The organism is Nonomuraea terrae (genome assembly GCF_004348995.1).
GTDB lineage: Bacteria > Actinomycetota > Actinomycetes > Streptosporangiales > Streptosporangiaceae > Nonomuraea > Nonomuraea terrae.
In genome coordinates, this window is sequence record NZ_SMKQ01000011.1 from 43,636 (window position 1) to 61,476 (window position 17,841).

Annotated in this window: 17 protein-coding genes; 9 read left to right on the plus strand and 8 right to left on the minus strand. The window is 71.7% G+C overall.

Translation table 11 applies throughout. The features are described from left to right. Positions 1 to 29: 29 nt before the first annotated feature. Positions 30 to 1,325 carry an ABC transporter substrate-binding protein gene (locus E1286_RS06615; protein WP_132609746.1) on the minus strand — a complete coding sequence of 432 codons (1,296 nt, stop codon included), beginning with the start codon at positions 1,323 to 1,325 and terminating at the stop codon, positions 30 to 32. A 185-nt stretch (positions 1,326 to 1,510) separates the two neighbouring features. Here E1286_RS06615 and E1286_RS06620 point away from each other — a divergent pair, with 185 nt between their 5' ends. Then, positions 1,511 to 3,214: an alpha amylase family protein gene (locus E1286_RS06620; RefSeq protein WP_132609748.1), complete on the plus strand. Its 1,704-nt coding sequence runs from the start codon at positions 1,511 to 1,513 to the stop codon at positions 3,212 to 3,214. A 184-nt stretch (positions 3,215 to 3,398) separates the two neighbouring features. On the opposite strand, the gene E1286_RS06625 is transcribed toward E1286_RS06620, so the two are convergent. Beyond that, on the minus strand, positions 3,399 to 3,863 hold the full coding sequence (locus tag E1286_RS06625) for a hypothetical protein (RefSeq protein ID WP_132609750.1): 465 nt from the start codon (positions 3,861 to 3,863) through the stop codon (positions 3,399 to 3,401). A gap of 321 nt (positions 3,864 to 4,184) precedes the next feature. Here E1286_RS06625 and E1286_RS06630 point away from each other — a divergent pair, with 321 nt between their 5' ends. From E1286_RS06630 to E1286_RS06640, 3 genes are read left to right on the plus strand one after another with little or no spacing between them, the layout of a single operon-like run. Beyond that, positions 4,185 to 4,880: a TetR/AcrR family transcriptional regulator gene (locus tag E1286_RS06630; protein ID WP_132609752.1), complete on the plus strand. Its 696-nt coding sequence runs from the start codon at positions 4,185 to 4,187 to the stop codon at positions 4,878 to 4,880. Beyond that, positions 4,873 to 5,796 (plus strand): ABC transporter ATP-binding protein, encoded by a 924-nt coding sequence (locus E1286_RS06635; protein WP_132609754.1) that lies wholly within the window; start codon positions 4,873 to 4,875, stop codon positions 5,794 to 5,796. Before E1286_RS06630 ends, E1286_RS06635 begins: the two co-directional genes overlap by 8 nt. Further along, a complete protein-coding gene (locus E1286_RS06640) occupies positions 5,793 to 7,391 on the plus strand; it encodes an ABC transporter permease (protein ID WP_132609756.1) in 1,599 nt (532 codons plus the stop codon). The genes E1286_RS06635 and E1286_RS06640 overlap by 4 nt, the downstream gene beginning before the upstream one ends. A 115-nt stretch (positions 7,392 to 7,506) precedes the next feature. Here E1286_RS06640 and E1286_RS06645 read toward each other — a convergent pair whose 3' ends face one another. Genes E1286_RS06645 through E1286_RS06665 form a run of 5 tightly spaced genes read right to left on the minus strand, consistent with a single transcriptional unit; the run spans position 7,507 to position 12,362 of the window. After that, a complete protein-coding gene (locus E1286_RS06645) occupies positions 7,507 to 8,298 on the minus strand; it encodes an ABC transporter ATP-binding protein (protein ID WP_132609758.1) in 792 nt (263 codons plus the stop codon). Beyond that, entirely contained in the window at positions 8,295 to 9,086 is a 792-nt protein-coding gene (locus tag E1286_RS06650; RefSeq protein ID WP_132609760.1) for an ATP-binding cassette domain-containing protein, read from the minus strand. Before E1286_RS06650 ends, E1286_RS06645 begins: the two co-directional genes overlap by 4 nt. Further along, complete coding sequence (locus E1286_RS06655) at positions 9,083 to 9,895, minus strand: ABC transporter permease (protein ID WP_132609762.1); 813 nt, start codon at positions 9,893 to 9,895, stop codon at positions 9,083 to 9,085. Before E1286_RS06655 ends, E1286_RS06650 begins: the two co-directional genes overlap by 4 nt. Next, positions 9,892 to 10,857, minus strand: coding sequence for an ABC transporter permease (locus E1286_RS06660; protein ID WP_132609764.1), 966 nt, complete (start codon positions 10,855 to 10,857; stop codon positions 9,892 to 9,894). The genes E1286_RS06655 and E1286_RS06660 overlap by 4 nt, the downstream gene beginning before the upstream one ends. Continuing rightward, the gene (locus tag E1286_RS06665) at positions 10,857 to 12,362 is read right to left on the minus strand and encodes an ABC transporter substrate-binding protein (RefSeq protein WP_223189622.1); all 1,506 of its coding nucleotides are present in this window, start codon (positions 12,360 to 12,362) and stop codon (positions 10,857 to 10,859) included. Before E1286_RS06665 ends, E1286_RS06660 begins: the two co-directional genes overlap by 1 nt. Before the next feature lie 145 nt (positions 12,363 to 12,507). Here E1286_RS06665 and E1286_RS06670 point away from each other — a divergent pair, with 145 nt between their 5' ends. From E1286_RS06670 to E1286_RS49070, 5 genes are all read left to right on the plus strand, one after another. Further along, complete coding sequence (locus E1286_RS06670) at positions 12,508 to 13,323, plus strand: ABC transporter permease (RefSeq protein ID WP_132609766.1); 816 nt, start codon at positions 12,508 to 12,510, stop codon at positions 13,321 to 13,323. Further along, the gene (locus tag E1286_RS06675; RefSeq protein ID WP_132609768.1) at positions 13,299 to 14,045 is read left to right on the plus strand and encodes an ABC transporter ATP-binding protein; all 747 of its coding nucleotides are present in this window, start codon (positions 13,299 to 13,301) and stop codon (positions 14,043 to 14,045) included. Before E1286_RS06670 ends, E1286_RS06675 begins: the two co-directional genes overlap by 25 nt. Beyond that, on the plus strand, positions 14,042 to 15,022 hold the full coding sequence (locus E1286_RS06680) for an ABC transporter substrate-binding protein (protein WP_246074517.1): 981 nt from the start codon (positions 14,042 to 14,044) through the stop codon (positions 15,020 to 15,022). The genes E1286_RS06675 and E1286_RS06680 overlap by 4 nt, the downstream gene beginning before the upstream one ends. Further along, on the plus strand, positions 15,019 to 16,107 hold the full coding sequence (locus E1286_RS06685) for an LLM class flavin-dependent oxidoreductase (RefSeq protein WP_132609770.1): 1,089 nt from the start codon (positions 15,019 to 15,021) through the stop codon (positions 16,105 to 16,107). The genes E1286_RS06680 and E1286_RS06685 overlap by 4 nt, the downstream gene beginning before the upstream one ends. 61 nt (positions 16,108 to 16,168) lie before the next feature. Further along, entirely contained in the window at positions 16,169 to 16,474 is a 306-nt protein-coding gene (locus E1286_RS49070) for an alpha/beta fold hydrolase (RefSeq protein ID WP_223189624.1), read from the plus strand. 444 nt (positions 16,475 to 16,918) lie between these two features. Here the strand turns inward: E1286_RS49070 and E1286_RS06695 are convergent, their stop codons facing one another. Next, a complete protein-coding gene (locus E1286_RS06695; protein ID WP_246074519.1) occupies positions 16,919 to 17,812 on the minus strand; it encodes an aldehyde dehydrogenase family protein in 894 nt (297 codons plus the stop codon). Positions 17,813 to 17,841: the final 29 nt, after the last annotated feature.

A 17,841-nucleotide genomic window follows, 5' to 3' on the forward strand; every position in this document is an offset into this window, starting at 1 on the left:
CGGCGCGGACGTCCGGGACCGGGGCGGGATCAGGAGCCGGTGATCTGGCCGGCCTCCTCCACCGCCTGGTCCAGCGCCTCCTTGGCGCTCAGCTCGCCCTGCAGCGCGAGCTGGACCTTGCCGACGACCATCTTCTTGACCCGGTCGTCGTACTCCACGGGGGTCAGGTTCGCGGCGTTCTGCATCGCGGCGGCCGACAGCTTGCGCGCCTCGCCCTCGGGCGTGCCGTCGCTCGACGCGAAGTACGGGTCCTTCAGCGCCTCGCTCACGCTCGGCAGCACCGTGGTGACCTTGGCGAAGGCGAGCTGGTTCGCGCCGTCGGTCATGTACTTGGCGAACTTGATGGCGGCCGCCTGGTTCGGGCTGGACTTCGGCACCAGCAGGCCCATCACCGACATGTTCGCCACGCCGTCGGGGCCGGTGATCTGGGGGCCGACGCCGGTCGCCGCGGCGATGTCCGGGGCGTTCTCCTTGACGATCGTCAGGAAGTTCGGCCCGCTCGGGTAGAGCGCGATCTTGCCGGCCTGGTAGGCCTCGTTCTCCTTGGCGTGGTCCTGGGTGAGGGAGTCCTTGGCGAACGCGCCGTCCTGGTAGAGCTTGGCCAGCCGCTCGACGTGGGCGACCGCCTCGGGGGTGTTGAACGCCCACGAGCCGCTCTCGTCCAGCATCGGGACGCCGAGCTTGGCCAGGTCGGTGTGGAAGCGGTTCTCCAGCGCGGGGTGCAGCCCGTAGAAGTCGCCCTTGCCCTTTTCGGCGATCTTCTCCGCGGTGGCGTAGAGCTCGTCCAGCGTCGCCGGCGGCTTGTCCGGGTCCAGGCCCGCCTGCTCGAAGAGCTTCTTGTTGTACATGGTCACCTCGGAGGTGAGGTACCAGGGGAAGCCGAACGAGCCGGTCAGGCCGCGCACCTTGAAGGCGTCCCAGGCGCCGGGCACGTACAGGGGCTTGGCGTCGGCCGCCGCGCTCTCCAGGTCGACGAAGACACCCTGGGCCTCCAGCGGCTGGGCGAAGCTGGGGTTGAGGTTGACGACGTCGGGCAGCTTGCCGGCTGCCGCGTCGGCGACCAGCTTCTCCTGTGCGCCCTGGAAGGGGATGTCGACCCACTCGACGTCGATGTCCTTGTTCGCCGACTCGAACGCGGCCACCGTCTTCTCGATGTAGTCGGTGAACGTCGGCTTGAGCTGCAGGGTCTGGAAAACGATCTTCGCGGGGCCGGTCGACTGCTGCTGCGGGGTCTGCTGCTCGGCGCCGCCGAGGCCGCAGGCGGACACGGCCAGGGCGAGCCCGGCCAGGCCGGCGGCCAGCCGGACGGGAACGGTCGTACGCATGGTGCTCCAGGGGGGAGGGGTGGGCGAAGTGGTCCGTACCACTAGCCGGAAAGTGTGGACGTACTGGCAATTACCTGTCAATATGCTGCCTGATCGATTCGGAATCTGTCCGTACCACTTCTTTCAATGGTCTGGGCCCCGCGTGCCCCACGGCCGGCATCGATCCCCCTTGAGATGGGAGTCCTATGCGGATGCTCACCCCCCACGCCCTGCGCGGACGGCTCGTCGCCGCGGCCTGCCTGGCGGTCGCGCTCGTCGTGTCCCTGGCCCCGCCGGCGAGCGCCTCACCGCCCGCGGACCGGGCGCGCCACGCACTCCTGGAAAGCCTGTACGGCCACGCGTACTGGAATTCGCGGATCCTCTGGTACGACCTCGCGGCGAACCTGAAGCGGCTCGACACCCGCGCGGAGGTGCGCGACATCGTCGCCAAGACCGCGCAGGCCGGCTTCGACACCGTCGTGGTGGACGTGAAGAACTACACCGGCTACGTCGCCTACGACTCGGCGATCGCGCCGCACCTGTCCACCACGAAGATCCCGTCGTACCAGGGCTATCCGGCCGGCTACGACCTGCTGCGCACCGTGATCGAGGAGGGTCACGCGGCCGGGCTCGACGTGATCGCCGCGGTCAACGTCTTCAGCGAGGGCCAGAACACCTACAAGGACGGGCCGGCCTTCGAACACCCCGAGTGGCAGACCAGGTACCAGCACGCCAGGCGGGTGGTGACCGCGCCCAGCGGGGCGACGCACCCGCTGTCCGGAGTCGACGGCGCGCGCGGTGACCAGCAGCTCGTCGCCTTCACCCCGGCGGCGTACGAGGTCTCGCCGGCGAACCAGTGGGGTGTCGAGGCGCAGGTGCGCGACGGCGTGGTCACCCAGCTGACCGACCGGCGCGGCGGCGCCCCCGCGGTGGCGGTGCCCGACGACGGGTACGTGCTGTCCGGCCACGGAGCCGCGGCCGACTGGCTGCTCGCCCACCTAAACGTGGGCGACGAGGCCGGCGTCTCCGCCGAGACCTCGATCGTCCCCGCCGCCGAGTACCCGACCTCCTCCACGTTCGTCAACCCGATCAACCCGGACGTGCAGCGGTACGAGCTGAGCGTGATCGAGGAGATCGCCCGCGAGTACGACGTGGACGGCATCTCACTGGACCGCACCCGCTACTCCAACGTCGACGCCGACTTCAGCGACGCCAGCCGGCAGGCGTTCGAGCGCTACCTCGGCAGCGAGGTGCGGAACTGGCCCTCCGACGTGTTCCGGTACGAGCTGGACGGCTTCACCCAGAAGCGCGTCGAGGGCCAGCTCTACAAGAAGTGGATCGAGTGGCGGGCGGGCAACATCGGCGCGTTCTTCGAGCGTGCCGAGCGGCTCGTCCACGGCATCGACCCCGGCCTGATCTACACCGACTACGTCGGGGCCTGGTATCCCGAGTACTACGCGGAAGGGGTCAACTGGGGCAGCCGCCATTACCACCCGCCGTACGCGTGGGCGAGCGAGGACTACCACCGCACCGGGTACGCGGAGACGATGGACTTCCTGATGACCGGGACGTACTTCACGGCCATCACGAAGGACGAGGCGGTGGCCGAGGGCCAGCCGGCCCCGTGGTACTCCGTGGAGGGCTCCGCCGAGCTCGCCACCGAGGCGATCGACGAGGCCACGTTCACCTACGCGAGCCTCTACCTCCTGCAGTACGAGGGCGATCCGGACAAGTTCCGCCGCGCGCTGCGGATGGCGCTGGACAAGACGCACGGCATCATGCTCTTCGACCTCGTCTACCTGGAGCAGTACGACTGGTGGGACGTGGTCGCGGACGAGTTCGGCCACGGCCCGCACCGCCCCCCGCACGAGAACCCGGCCTACCGGGCCATGCTCACCAACGACCGCTGACCCAGCGGACGCGTCCACCCCTCACGCTGACCCGCGGCCTGCCCACGATCGGCAGGGCCGCGGGTCGAGGCGTGCGCGCGAGGGAAAACCCGCCCTGACCGACAGCTGGCGGCCTGGAAGACGCACGAGACCGTCGGTCCTGGCCTGGCTCAAGCGGCCACGAGAGGAATGCGCCGGGGCGCGGTCAGGTGGCGTCACCCACCTGTTCGGTCAGCCGCTCCAGACCGCTCTTGATGAGCCGCCCGTACTCGTCGTCGCCGAGCGCGCCGATCTGGGCCCGCGCCTGCTGGAGGTGCTCGCGGGCGCGGCCGAGATCGCCCAGCTTGCGATAGCACTCGCTCAGGTTGAGATGCAACGACGGATACAGGCCGGCCACCGAAAGCGGCACCCCCGCTTGGGCCACCCGCTCATCGGTGATCAGGCCGACGGCGGCAAGCGCCCGCAGATCCCACATCAGCTCCTCGTGCACGTCGTCCTGCACGTCGGCCATCGAGTGGGCAAGGACGCAAACATGCAGCGGGTCGCCTTGCTCGCCGCCGATGTCGTCCCAGATCTGCGCGAACAGCTCGCGAGCGGCTTCGCGCTCACCTCGGTGGTGATGCAGCTCCACCCCCTGGCCGATCCGGGTGAGCGTCGGGTCGGTGTTCATGAGCGGCTCCTTCTCCGGCGTGGTATCCGCGTGCCAGCCTACTTGGCTGACGTGGCTTGATGACCTTCGAATTTCTGGCCTGGCCAGGTCGCTCGACAACCCCGGACGAGCGGCTTCCGCCGACGCGTCTCGGTGGAGTCCCCGCCACGAAAAGTGCCCGCAGCGACCCCTGGACGGCGGGGCATCCGGGGCCGGCCGCCGCTGATCCCTGCTCGACCAGCCGCCCCCAAGGCCCCATCCCCTCTCGCGCTGGACGTCTCCTATGCAACCGCATAGCATCCTGTCCGCACGAACAATTCTCTATGCGAATGGACAGGAGCCATGGGCAGTGACGACATCAGACCGGACCCTGAGGACCTGACCGCTCGCGCGCGGATCAGAGACGCGGCCCTGCGGCATTTCGGGGAGCACGGCTTCGAGAGGGCGACAACCCGGGCGATCGCCGAGACCGCGGGCGTCTCCCCGGGACTGCTGCGCCATCACTTCGGGTCCAAGCAGGCGCTGCGCGAGGCGTGCGACGCCCACCTGGTCAAGCTGATCAGCAGGATCAACGAGCAGGTAGGCGCCGACACGGCCGCCGGCGGCATGAACGGCGTGAACTACGTCGCGGCCTCCATGGCGGCCCTCGGCCCCTACCAGCGATACCTGGCGCGCGCCCTGACCGAGGGATGGGCCGAGCCGGTGTTCGACGCGATGGTCCAGATGAGCGAGCAGTGGCTCGCGGGGCTCGACGAGCGCCGCTCCGATCCTCCCTTCACCGACCGCAAGGCCAGGGCGACGGTGGGCACGGCGATGGCGCTGGCCGTCGGAATCCTCCGCCGACACGTGTCCCGAGGGCTGGGCGTCGACGTGTCCAGCCAGGAAGGCGCCCACCTGCTCGCCCTGACCGTGCTCGACCTCTACTCCCACCCCTGGCTCAGCCCTGAGGAGGCCGCCGCGTACCGCGACGCCCTGGACAGGACCCGGACAGACCCCGGAGCCGCACTCCGTTCGCCCGAGGAGCATCCCGATGAGTGACGCGATGTCGGTAACAGGCCTGGTCAAGACGTTCGGCACCACCCGCGCGCTGGACGGGCTCGATCTCGTCGTGGGAACCGGAGAGGTGCACGGCTTCCTGGGGCCCAACGGCGCGGGCAAGAGCACCGCGATCCGCATCCTGCTCGGCCTGCTTCGCGCCGACGCGGGCACCGCCCGGCTGCTCGGCGGCGATCCGTGGGCCGACGCGACGCGGCTGCACCGCAGGCTGGCCTACGTGCCCGGAGACGTCACGCTGTGGCCTCAGTTGTCCGGCGGCGAGGTGATCGACCTGCTCGGACGGCTGCGCGGCGGGCTCGACGAGCGGCGCCGCGCCGAGCTGCTGGAGCGCTTCGACCTGGACCCCCGCAAGAAGTGCCGTGCCTACTCCAAGGGCAACCGGCAGAAGGTCGCCCTGATCGCCGCGCTGGCCTCCGACGTCGAGCTGCTCATCCTCGACGAGCCCACCAGCGGTCTGGACCCCCTGATGGAGGAGGTCTTCCGCGAGACGGTACGCCAGGAGCAGCGCCGCGGAAACCGGACCGTACTGCTGTCCAGCCACATCCTGGCCGAGGTCGAGGCGCTGTGCGACCGGGTGACCATCATCAAGGACGGGCGCACGGTCGAAACCGGCACCCTGGCCGGCCTGCGCCATCTCACCCGCACCTCCATCCAGGCCGACCTGGCGGCGCCGCCGGAGGGGCTGGCCGGCCTGCCCGGCGTGCACGACCTGCGCACCGAGGGCAGCCGGGTGTGGTTCGACGTCGACACCACGGACCTGGACGCCGTGCTGCGCCACCTCACCGGCACCGGCGTACGCGGTCTTGTCAGCCGGCCCCCCACCCTGGAGGAGCTGTTCCTTCGGCACTACGACCGCACCGGCAGGAACGACGGGCGACAGGTAGGAGCGGCACGATGACCTCTTTCACGGGCGCCGGTCACCTCGCCCGCCTGGCGCTGCGCCGCGAACGGGCCATCGCCCCTTGGTGGATCCTGCTGATCGCGACCCTGGCCCTGACGATGGTCGCCTACATCAACAGGAACATGGGCACCTACGAGCTGAAACTCGCCTACATCGAGATCATCCGCAGCAACGCCTTCCTCCAAGGGTTAGGCGGTGGATTCGCCGAACCGCGGCTGGAGGTGCTCGCCACGTGGCGCAGCGGCGGGTTCCTCCATCTGGCGAGCGCGTTGGCGGCGGTCATGTCAGTCGTCCGGCACACTCGCGGGGAGGAGGACGCCGGCCGCAGCGAGCTGGTCCGCTCCGCCGTGGTGAGCCGCCACGCTCAGCTGATCGCCGCCATGCTGGTGGCGGCGGGGATCAGTCTGCTCGGTGGGCTGGTGGCGGCCGTCGTGCTGATCGGGGTCGGGCTCGAACCCGTCGGATCGCTGGCCTACGGGGCCGCCATCACGGTGGCGGGCTGGGTGTTCGCGGGCGTCGCCGCCGTCGCCGCCCAACTGGCGCACGACGCCCGTACGGCCACCGTGATCGGCCTGTCCGTGCTCGCCATCTCCTTCGTGATGCGCTATGCCGGTGATGCGAGCGCCCAGTACTGGCTGAAGTACCTGTCCCCGATCGGCTGGAGCCATCTGGTGCAGCCCTACCAGGACGAACGGTGGTGGATGCTCGGGATCTCGATCCTGGCCGGCGCCGTCCTGTCCGCCGTCGCCTCTCAGCTGCTCGGCCACCGTGACCTCGGCGCCGGGCTGTTGCCCGAACGCCTCGGGCGCGCGACGGCACCGGAGCTGCGCGGCCCGATCAGTTTGGCCTGGCGGCTGCACCGCGGCCTGCTGCTGAAATGGACGGCCGGGGTCGCGTTCTTCGCGGCGGCGGCAGCCGGGTTGAGCCCGCTGGGCCGGGATCTGCTCTCGCGACCGAGCATCGTGGCCGACAACATCAGGAACACCCTCGGCGTACCCGCAGATCAGACGCTCGGCGCCTACTCCTGGTACATGCTTCTGATCCTCGCCTACGCCATCGCCCTCTACCCGGTGCTCATGACACTGCGGCTGCGCTCGGAGGAGACCTCAGGCCGCGCGCAGGTCGTCCAGGCCACCGCGGTGACCCGGCTCCGGTGGGCGGCCGGGCACCTGGTCGTGACCGGGTTCGGCACGACGGCGCTGATGGCCGCCGCCGGGCTCGTGTTCGGCACGCTGTACTCGGTGCTCGTGGGCGACCTCGCCACCGACCTGCCCCGCTTTCTGGCCGGGGCGCTGGGCGCCGTGCCGGCCGCCTGGTGCGTCGGGGCGGTGTGCCTGCTCGCTTACGCGACGCTGCCGCGGGCGAGCGCGGCGATCTCCTGGGCCGTCTGGATCCTGACCGTCGCGCTCGGGCAGGTCGCCGGCCCCCTGTACGGGCGGTGGGGCGGCAGCCCGCTGGAGCCGTTCCACTACATCCCCAACGCCTTCGCCGCAGCACCCATGGACGCTGGACCGATCCTGGCCCTGCTCGCCGTCACGGCGGTCCTGCTCGGCGGCGGACTGCTCGCCCTCCGCCGCCGCGACTTCGGGTGAGCCCACAGGGACGCCGGCAGCCGCCTGGTGGACGGGCCCTCCGGGGTGGCAGGACGTGCGCGCCGGTCAGCGCCGCGGTGCCGCCCGGCTGGAGGTGGCAGGACGAGCGCGCCGGTCAGCGCAGCCGGGCGGCCCGGCTGAGGCGGGGGACGCTCGCGATGAGCTTGCGCGTGTACGGGTGCGCGGGGGAGCCGAGCACGTCCGCCGTCGCCCCCTGCTCCACCACGCGCCCCTGCTCGATGACCGCCGTCTCCGCGCACAGCGCCGCCACCAGGCTGAGGTCGTGCGAGACCACCACCACCGTCAGGCCGTGGCTCTCCGCCAGACCGGCGAGCAGCTCCACCACGCGCGCCCGCGTCGACACGTCGAGCGCGCTGACCGGCTCGTCGGCGAGCAGCACGCGCGGCCGGCACACGATGGCCCGGGCGATCGCGATGCGCTGCCGCTGGCCGCCCGAGAACTCGTGCGGGTACCGGCGGGCCGCGTCGGCGGGCAGCTCCACCGAGCGCAGCGCCTCGGCCACCCGATCGGCGGCCTCCTCGCGCCGGGCCGCCCGGGAGCCGGACAGCAGGCCGAGCGAGCGCAGGGGCTCGGAGACGATCCGCTCGACCCGCTGGCGCGGATCGAGCGAGGAGTACGGATCCTGGAACACCGGCTGCACGGCCCGCCGGAACGCCCGGTCGCGCGGGGCGATCGGGGCGCCGTCGAAGAGCACCTGACCGGCCGTCGGCCTGGCCAGGCCCAGCAGCAGCCGCAGCAGTGTGGTCTTGCCGGCTCCCGACTCGCCGACCAGCGCCAGGTTGCGCCCCGTCGTCACGGAGACCGAGACGTCCTCCAGCACCGGACGGCCGCCGCGGTAGGCGAAGCCCACCTCGCGCGCCGCCAGCACCTCCGTCGGCCCCTTCATGGAGCCAGCCGATCCAGCGCGCCCTCCAGCGCCCGCGCGCTGTCCACGAGTGCGCGCGTGTACGGGTGGCGGGGCTCGCGCACGATGTCACGCGTCCTTCCCGACTCCACGCCGGAGCCGTCCTTGAGCACGATCACCCGGTCGGCCACGTCCGCGACGACCGCCAGGTCGTGGCTGATGAACAGCAGCGCCATGTCCCGCCCGGCGACCAGCCGGTCCAGCAGCGTGAGGATCTCGGCCTGCACCGTGACGTCCAGCGCCGTGGTGGGCTCGTCGGCGATCAGCACCTCGGGCTCGCACGCCAGCGCCATGGCGATGGCCACCCGCTGCCGCTGCCCGCCGGAGATCTCGTGCGGGTAGGCGCGGGCGAGGCTCTCCGGCAGGCGTACCTCGCCCAGCGCCGCGGCGACGGCGGCGCGCAGCGGTGCGCCGCGCAGCCCGCGACGGCGGCGGATCGGCCCCGCGATCTGCCGGCCGACGCGCATCAACGGGTCCAGGGCCGTCAGCGGCTCCTGGAAGACCACGCCGACCCTGCGTCCGCGCACCCGGTCCAGCTCCTTGTCGCGGGCTCCGACCACCTGCGTCCCGGCCAGCGTCACGCTGCCGTGCGCGGTCATGCCCGCGGGCAGCAGGCCCATGACGGCCAGCGCGGTCAACGACTTGCCGGAGCCCGACTCGCCGATGAGGCCGAGCCGCTCGCCGGGGGCGAGGGTGAAGGACAGGTCGCGCACCAGGTCGCGGCCGTCGGCGCGGCGCACCGACAGGCCGGCGACGTCCAGCAGCGTCATCGGCTCCTCCTGCGCGTCGGGTCGGCCAGGTCACGGAAGCCGTCGGCCAGCAGGTTCACGCCCACCACGAGGACGACGAGCAGCACGCCGGGCGCGACGGCGCCCAGGGGCGCGGTCAGCACGGTGGCCTGCGCCTCCTGCAGCAGCCGGCCCCACGAGGCGTTCGGCGGCGGAGGCCCCAGCCCGAGGTAGGACAGCGACGCCTCGGCCAGCACGGCCAGCCCGAGCTGGAGGGAGAGGTTGACCAGCAGCGTGGGCCAGATGTTCGGCAGCACGTGCTCGATCACCACGCGCGGCCACGAGGTGCCCGAGGTGCGTGCGGCCGTGACGTAGTCCTGCGCGAGCACGCGCATGACCAGCACCCGGGTCAGCCGGGCCACGATCGCCGACATGGCCAGCCCGATCGCCAGCACCGCCGACCCGAGCGATGCCTCGCGCGCCGCCACCACCAGCATGGCGAGCAGCAGTGTCGGGAACGCGATGAGGATGTCGAGCGCCGCCGACAGCGCGTCGTCCAGCCAGTCGCTCGCGAACCCGGCCAGCAGCCCGCCGGCCACCCCGAGCAGCGCGCCGAGGAGCACGGAGCCGATCCCGACGGTCAGCGCGATGCGGGCGCCGACCATGAGCTGCGTCAGCAGGTCGCGGCCCAGCTTGTCGGTGCCCAGCAGGTGGCCGTCGCCCGGCGGCGCGAGCCGCCCGCCCGTGGTGTCGGACGGGTCGTACGGCAGCCAGACCAGCGACAGCGCGGCCATGGCGAGGATCAGCCCGGCCAGCACGCAGCCGATCACGAACGCGGTCCGGCCCCTCATGGACGTCCTCCGCCCACGTGGGCCCGCAGCCGCGGGTCGATCAGCCGCTGGACGAGGTCGGCGGCGAAGCCGATCACCAGCACCGCGAACGTGCTCACCACCAGCACGCCCTGGATGACCGGATAGTCGTGCTCGGCGATGCCCTCGACCAGCATCGTGCCGAGCCCCGGCAGCGTGAACACACTCTCCACGACCACCGCGCCGAGGAACGTCGTGGCCAGCTCGATGCCGAGGATGGACACGACGGGCACCGCCGCGTTGCGCAGCCCGTGCCGCCACATGGCGCCCGCGAACGACGAGCCGAGCGCCCGGGCCGTGCGCAGGTAGTCGCTGCCGAGCACGTCGAGGGTGGCCGAGCGGACGTAGCGGATCAGCGAGGCCGACATGACCAGCGCGATCGTGACGACCGGCAGCGCCAGCGAGGTCAGCGCCCTGCCGGGCTCGGCCCAGTCGTCGCGCGGGAACCCGCCCGCCGGCAGCAGCCGCAACCGCAGCGCGAACACCGTCACCAGCAACATTCCGATCCAGAACGCGGGGACCGCGATGCCGAGCTGCGAGACGCCGTTCAGCAGGAGGCCGTACCAGCGGTCGGACCGCCAGGCCGCGACGAACCCGACCGGCAGCGCGATCACCACCGCCAGGACGAACGCCAGCAGCGTCAGCGGCACGGTCACGACCAGCCGCGCGGCGATCTCCGGGCCGACGGGCAGCCTGCTGACGAACGACGTGCCGAGATCCAGCCGCGCCAGCCCGGCCAGCCACGAGCCGAACTGCTGCAGCAGCGGCAGGTCCGAGCCGATCTGCCGGCGCGCCGCCGCGATCTGCTCGGGCGTGGCGCCGACGGACAGCAGCGCGTTCGCCGGGTCGCCGGGCAGCAGCCGCAGCAGCACGAACAGCAGCGCGGCCGCCGCCAGCAGCGAGCCGAGCAGGAAGGCGGTACGGCGCAGCAGGTAGCGCCCCATCAGCCCTTCTTGATGCCGTAGGCGTAGAACTGCGAGTTCAGGCCGTTGACCGGGTAGCCCGACAGGTCGGAGGCCGCCACGACGATCTGCGGGTAGAGGTAGATCCAGTCGCTGGCGGCGTCCTCGGCGATCCGCCGGTTGGCCTTCTTCAGCAGCTCGGTCTGCTCCTCGGCGGTCCTGGCCTGCTCGGCCTGCTCGATCCAGTCGGTGACCTGCTTGTTGTCGTAGCCCCAGTAGAAGTCGGGGTCGCCGTACCAGACCACGTCGCGGTCGTTGACGTGCTCCTGCAGCGTCGCCGCGAAGTCGTGGTTCTTGTACACCTTCGTGTACCACTCGTCGGCGGTGATGACGTTGATGTCGACCGTGATGCCCACCTTGGCCAGCTCGCTCTTGATGAACGTGGCCGCCGTCGGGTGCGGGTCGTAGTTGGGCGTGTCGAGGGTGAACCGGAAGCCGTCGGCGTACCCGGCCTGCGCGAGCTGCTTCTTGGCCAGCTCGACGTCGTACGGGTTGACCGAGGTCAGGTCCTCGTACCACGGGTCGGTGGGGGGCACCATCGAGCCGATCACGCTGCCGTGACCGGCCCAGACCGACTCCAGCAGCTTGGCGTCGTCGACGGCCGAGGAGACGGCCTTGCGCACCAGCGGCTCGTCGAACGGCGCCTTGCGGTCGTTGAAGGCCAGCAGCAGCTTGGTCGTCGAGTGGCCTTCACTGATCTTGTAGTCGGGGTTGCCGGTGAACTGCGCCAGCGCGTCGGGGCTCTGCTGGCTGGTGACGATGTCCACGGCTCCGGTGATCAGGGCGTTGTTGAGCGCCGTGGCGTCGGTGAAGTAGTGGAACACCACGCCGCCGTTGGCGGGAGCCGTACCCCAGTACCCGGGGAAGGGCTCCAGGCTGAGGGTGGAGCCACGCTTCCAGCTGCCCAGCCTGTACGGCCCCGTGCCGTCCTCGCCCGTCGTCAGGTCCTTGCCTTCGGCGTTGACGACCCAGACGTAGCTCAGGTTGTAGACCAGTGAGATCGACCGGCTCGACAGCTTGACCACGACCGTGGCGTCGTCGGGCGCCTCGACGGACTCGATCGCCGTGAGGCTGCTCTTGCGCGCCGACTGCGAATCGTCGGAGATGACCCGCTCGATGCTGGTCTTCGCGTCGGCGGCGGTCAGCGCCTTGCCGGAGTGGAACGTCACGCCCTGACGGAGCTTGAAGGTGTAGGTCAGGCCGTCGTCGGAGACCTCGTAGCTCTCGGCCAGCAGGTTCTCCACCTTGCCGTCGTCGGTCAGCTTGAACAGGCCCTCGTAGACGTTGCCGTTGAAGGCCTCCGTCACGCCTTGACCGCCGCCGGCGGTGTTGTCGAGGTTCTGCGGCTCGTACAGCGAGCCGATCTCGATCGTCGCGCCGGCGTCGGGCGTCCCGGCCGGACCGCCGCCCGGCTCGCCGCCGCCGGATCCGCACGCGGCGAGAGCGAGGGCGAGCGCGGCGATCACGCCGACGAACTTGCTGGTCAACGTCACTCCATAAAAACTCAGTAGGTTTAGTGGACTATACCTTCCAAATTCTCACAAACCTCGCTTGTCGCACGACGGACGCTAGCAGGACGTATTCCAGGGAATCCCTATTGACTTAGAGGGTAATACTGCGCAGCATGGCGGTATGGCCTCCACCGAGCTCGATCTCCCCGCGGCGTCCAGGGCGGCGCCCGTCCGATGGCGTCTTCCCGGCACAGGGTGGCGGCTGGTCAGTCCGCTGGCGCTGCTCGCGCTCTGGCAGCTCGCCAGCTCCACGGGGCTGCTGCCGGAGCGCCTGCTCGCCGCTCCCTCCGCCGTCGCCGCCACCGCGCTCGACCTCGTGAGCTCCGGGACGCTGCCCGAGGCCCTGGCCGTCTCGCTGGGCCGCGTCGCCGCCGGGTTCTCCGTCGGCGCGGTCGCCGGAGTCGGCCTCGCGCTCGTCGCGGGGCTCAGCCGGGCGGGGGAGTACGCCGTGGACCCGCCCATGCAGATGCTCCGCGCCCTGCCGCTGTTCGGGCTGATCCCGCTGTTCATCCTGTGGTTCGGGATCGGCGAGACGCCCAAGGTCACGCTGCTGGCGCTCGGGGTGGCGTTCCCGCTCTACCTCAACACCTTCGCCGGGATCAGGGGAGTGGACGCCAAGCTGGCCGAGGTCGCCGAGGTGCTGCGGCTGAGCCGCGGCGAGCTGATCCGGCACGTCGTACTGCCGGGCGCGCTGCCGCAGGTGCTCGTGGGGTTGCGGCAGAGCCTGGGCGTGGGCTGGCTGGTGCTCATCGTGGCCGAGCAGGTCAACGCCGACTCCGGCCTCGGCTACATGATCAACGATGCCCGGGAGTTCCTGCGGACCGATGTGATCGTGGTCGGCCTGCTCGTGTACTGCGCGCTCGGCCTCGTCACCGACTGGCTCGTCCGGCTGCTGGAGAGGAGGGCGCTGGCATGGCGACGCGGGCTGCTCGGCTGAGCGCGGAGCCGGCCGCCGGGCAGGCGGCCACCGTACGCGGCCTGACCCGGAGCTTCGGCGACCGGCGCGTCCTCGGCGGCATCGACCTCGACATCGCGCGCGGCGAGTTCGTGGCGCTGCTCGGGCGCAGCGGCTCGGGCAAGTCCACGCTGCTGCGCGTGCTGGCCGGGCTCGACCGCGAGGCGCGCGGCGAGATCGGCGTGGACGCGGCGGTGGCGGTGTCGTTCCAGGAGCCCCGGCTGGTGCCGTGGAAGCGGGTCCTCGCCAACGTCGCGCTCGGGCTGCGCGGCCACGACCCCGTGGGGCGGGCGCGCGCCGCGCTGGCCGAGGTGGGACTGACCAAGCACCTGAACGCCTGGCCGCTGACCTTGTCAGGCGGCGAGGCCCAGCGCGTCTCGCTGGCGCGCGCCCTGGTGCGCGAGCCCGCTCTGCTCCTGCTGGACGAGCCGTTCGGCGCGCTCGACGCGCTCACCCGGATCTCCATGCACCGGCTCGTCCTCGACCTGTGGGAACGCCACCGGCCCGGCATCCTGCTCGTCACCCACGACGTGGACGAGGCCCTGCTGCTGGCCGACCGGGTGCTCGTGCTCGACGAGGGCCGCATCGCCCACGAGAGCGCCGTGCCGCTGGCCAGGCCCCGGCATCGCGACCACCACGACCTCGTCGCCCTGCGCGCCGGCCTGCTGCGGCGGCTCGGCGTCGACCCGGAGGAGACCGCGTGAAAGCCATCAGAGCTGTCGTGCTCGCCGTCATGCTCGCCTGCGCGGCGGCCTGCGGCGGATCCGGCGGCGCCGCCGACGCGGCCGACGCGGCCGACGGCGGGCGGGTGACGCTGCGCGTCGGCGACCAGAAGGGAACCGGCATGCAGGCCCTGCTCGAAGCCTCCGGCCAGCTCAAGGACGTTCCCTACGACATCACCTGGTCGCAGTTCACCTCCGGGCCGCCCATGCTGGAGGCCGTCAACGCCGGCTCCGTCGACGTCGGCACCGTGGGGAACGCGCCGCCCGTCTTCGCCGCCGCGGCCGGGTCGAAGATCACCATCGTCGGGGTGTCGGAGAAGGGCCTCGGCGGGCAGGCCGTCGTGGTGCCGTCCGGCTCGCCCATCACGACCGTCGCCGGGCTCAAGGGCAAGAAGATCGCGGTCGCCAAGGGCAGCTCGGCGAACTACCACCTGCTCGCCGTACTGAAGAAGAACGGGCTGAGCTTCGCCGACATCAGCCCGCAGTACCTGCAGCCACCCGACGCGCTGGCCGCCCTGTCCACCGGTCGCGTCGACGCGTGGGCGATCTGGGACCCGTACACCGCCCAGGCCCAGCACCAGATCGGCGCGCGCATCCTGGTGGACGCCACCGGGTACGCCAACGGCTTCGAGTTCCAGATCGCCGGGACCGACGCCCTCGGCGACCCCGCCAGGGCCAGGGCGCTGGGCGACTTCGTGGCCCGCGTCCGGCGCGCCCACACCTGGGCCAACGAACACCCCGCGGAGTGGACCGAGGTCTACGCCCGGCTCACCGGGCTGCCCCCCGGCGTCATCGCCACGGCGGTGCCGCGCAACCGCTACACCGACCTCAAGCTCGACGCCGACGTCATCGGCCGCGAACAGCAGGTCGCCGACGCCTTCGCCGAAGCCGGGCTGATCCCCGGCACCGTCGAGATCGCCGACATCACCGACGCCAGGTACAACGAGGGAGCGCAGTGAAGTTCCACTGGTTTCTGCCCACGAACGGAGACAGCAGGCAGCTCGTCGGGGGCGGTCACGGCCTGACCCGTGACCACGGGCACCGAGGCGGCCTCCGTGAGCCCGACATCGAATACCTCGCCCAGGTCGCCCGCTCGGCCGAGCAGCTCGGCTTCGAGGCCGTGCTCACGCCCACCGGCACGTGGTGCGAGGACGCCTGGCTCGTCACCGCCGCGCTGACCCGGGAGACCGAACGGCTGAAGTTCCTGGTCGCCTTCCGGCCCGGCTTCCTGTCGCCCACGCTCGCCGCGCAGATGGCCGCCACGTACCAGCGCATGTCGCGCGGCAGGCTGCTGCTGAACGTCGTCACCGGCGGCGAGGACGCCGAGCAGCGCCGCTTCGGCGACCACCTGTCGCACGACGAGCGGTACACGCGTACCGACGAGTTCCTCGGCATCGTGCGGGGCGCGTGGAGCGGCACGCCGTACGACTTCAAGGGCGAGCACTACCACGTGGACGGAGCGACCGTCTCGATCCCGCCCGACCCGCTGCCGCAGATCTACTTCGGCGGCTCCTCGCCCGCCGCGGGGCCGGTGGCCGCCCGGCACGTCGACGTCTACCTCACCTGGGGCGAGCCGCCCGCGCAGGTCGCCGGCAAGATCGCCTGGATGCGGGAGCTGGCCGCGGCGGAGGGCCGCGAGCTGCGCTTCGGGATCAGGCTGCACGTCATCTCCCGCGACACGGACGCCGCCGCCTGGGCCGAGGCGGAGCGGCTGCTGTCGGCGATCGACCCCGCCGACATCGCCCGCGCCCGTACGGTGCTGGGCCGCAGCTCGTCGGTCGGGCAGCAGCGCATGCTGGCGTTGCAGGCCGGCTTCGACGGCGGTGACGTCAGGTCCCTGGAGATCCACCCCGGGCTGTGGGCGGGCGTCGGGCTGGTGCGCGGCGGGGCCGGCACGGCCCTGGTCGGCAGCCACGCCCGGGTGGCCGAGCTGGTGGAGGAGTACGCCTCGCTGGGCGTCGAGGAGTTCGTCCTGTCGGGCTACCCGCACCTGGAGGAGGCCTACTGGTTCGGTGAAGGAGTCCTGCCCCGCTTCACCCGCTGACGCCCGGGTCCGTCGTCCCGGGGTTGTCGAAGCGGCGCCGGGACGCCTCGATGTGGTCGAGGTGGCGGCGGGACGCACCGGCCGGGCCGCCGTCAACGGGACGAAGCTGCACTACCGGACGGCCGGCTCGGGGCCGGCGGTGGTGCTGCTGCACGGGGTGCCCAAGACCGGCTACCACTGGCGGTACCTCGTCCCGAGGCTCACGGCCCGGCACACCGTCGTCGTGCCGGACCTGCGCGGCCTCGGCGACTCCGACCATCCGGCGGACGGGTACGACTCCGCGACGATGAGCGACGACATCGCCGCGTTGACGGCCTTTCTCGGGCACGACTCCTACGGCGTGATGGGCGAGGACTGGGGGCCGTGATCGGCTACCAGCTGGCCGCCCGGCACCGTGGACGCGTCAACGCCCTGGTGTTCGCCGAGGCGTTGTTCCCCGGGTTCGGCTTCGAGGACCACACGGCGCTGACCGTGGAGAACGTCTCGGGCGGGCTGTTCCTGTGGCACCTCGGTTTCTACTTCCAGCCGGACGTGCCCGAGATGCTGATCGCCGGGCACGAACGCGAGCTCATCACGTACATGATCAAGAACGAGCGCCCGCGCGGATGCTGCTCGCCGGCCTGGAGAGCGGCGGAGAGCTGCGGGACCTGGAGCTGCCGACGTCGTTCGACCCCGGCGACAGCATCCGTCCCGCACGCTGATCACCGGGTTCGCCTCGGCCACCGCGTTCCGCGAGCGCTTCGAACGCGTCGAACGCGTCGTCGGCCGCACCCCTCCCGCCGCTCGTCCTTCAGATCTCGTCGAGCGGGGGTCAGCGGCCGATCGGGTGCCAGACCGTCTTGGTCTCCACGAACGGCCTGATGCGCGACAGCCCGGGGTCCGGGTCGGCCCAGTCGTCCTGGCCGGGCCGCAGGACCCGCTTGAGCGTGGTCGCCGCCAGGGCCTCCAGCTCGGCCGCCAGCGCGCCCGCGCCGGTCAGGTCGAGGGCGTTCACGTCGGCGTGGCCGGCCAGCGGCGGGGCGAGCTCGGCCAGGCGGCCGGTCAGGATGTTCGCGACGCCCGCCGGCAGGTCGGAGGTGGCCAGCGCCTCGGCCAGCGTGACGGCCGGCAGCGGGGCGCGTTCGCTCGCCACCAGCACCGCCGTGTTGCCGCAGGTGATCACCGGCGCGAGCACCGAGACCAGCCCGAGCAGCGGCGATCCGGGCGGCGCGAAGACGCCCACGACGCCCGTCGGCTCCGGCTGGGACAGGTTGAAGTACGGGCCGGACACCGGGTTGGCGCCGCCCAGCACCTGGCCGAACTTGTCGGCCCACCCGGCGTAGTGCACCCAGCGGTCGACGGCCGCCGACACGATCGCCTGTGCCCTGCCCGCGCTCACCCCTTCCGCCGCGGCGACCTCGTCGGCGAACTGCGCCCGCCGCCCTTCCATCATCTCGGCGATCCGGTAGAGGATCTGCCCCCGGTTGTACGCCGTCCGGCCAGACCAGCCGGGGAACGCCTCGCGGGCGGCCACCACGGCGTCGCGCACGTCCTTGCGGGAGGCCAGGGCGGCGTTGGCGAGGTGCACTCCTGCCGACGACGTCACGGGATACGACCTGCCTGATTCCGAGCGCGGGAACGCGCCTCCGACATAGAGCTTGTACGTCCTGCGCACGGGAATGCGCGGGGGGATGCGCGGGGGGATGCGCGGGGGGATGTCAGCCACGGTAAGCCTCCCGCATCGGCGTGATCCGT

Bases quoted from the DNA above. Each gene is read 5' to 3' on its own strand.
- E1286_RS06640 (WP_132609756.1), top strand. From the start codon at position 5,793: ATGACCTCTTTCACGGGCGCCGGTCACCTCGCCCGCCTGGCGCTGCGC.
- E1286_RS06670 (WP_132609766.1), top strand. From the start codon at position 12,508: ATGGCCTCCACCGAGCTCGATCTCCCCGCGGCGTCCAGGGCGGCGCCC.
- E1286_RS06630 (WP_132609752.1), top strand. From the start codon at position 4,185: ATGGGCAGTGACGACATCAGACCGGACCCTGAGGACCTGACCGCTCGC.
- E1286_RS06675 (WP_132609768.1), top strand. From the start codon at position 13,299: ATGGCGACGCGGGCTGCTCGGCTGAGCGCGGAGCCGGCCGCCGGGCAG.
- E1286_RS06650 (WP_132609760.1), bottom strand. From the start codon at position 9,086: ATGACGCTGCTGGACGTCGCCGGCCTGTCGGTGCGCCGCGCCGACGGC.
- E1286_RS06645 (WP_132609758.1), bottom strand. From the start codon at position 8,298: ATGAAGGGGCCGACGGAGGTGCTGGCGGCGCGCGAGGTGGGCTTCGCC.
- E1286_RS06615 (WP_132609746.1), bottom strand. From the start codon at position 1,325: ATGCGTACGACCGTTCCCGTCCGGCTGGCCGCCGGCCTGGCCGGGCTC.
- E1286_RS06635 (WP_132609754.1), top strand. From the start codon at position 4,873: ATGAGTGACGCGATGTCGGTAACAGGCCTGGTCAAGACGTTCGGCACC.
- E1286_RS06625 (WP_132609750.1), bottom strand. From the start codon at position 3,863: ATGAACACCGACCCGACGCTCACCCGGATCGGCCAGGGGGTGGAGCTG.
- E1286_RS06620 (WP_132609748.1), top strand. From the start codon at position 1,511: ATGCGGATGCTCACCCCCCACGCCCTGCGCGGACGGCTCGTCGCCGCG.
- E1286_RS06660 (WP_132609764.1), bottom strand. From the start codon at position 10,857: ATGGGGCGCTACCTGCTGCGCCGTACCGCCTTCCTGCTCGGCTCGCTG.
- E1286_RS06655 (WP_132609762.1), bottom strand. From the start codon at position 9,895: ATGAGGGGCCGGACCGCGTTCGTGATCGGCTGCGTGCTGGCCGGGCTG.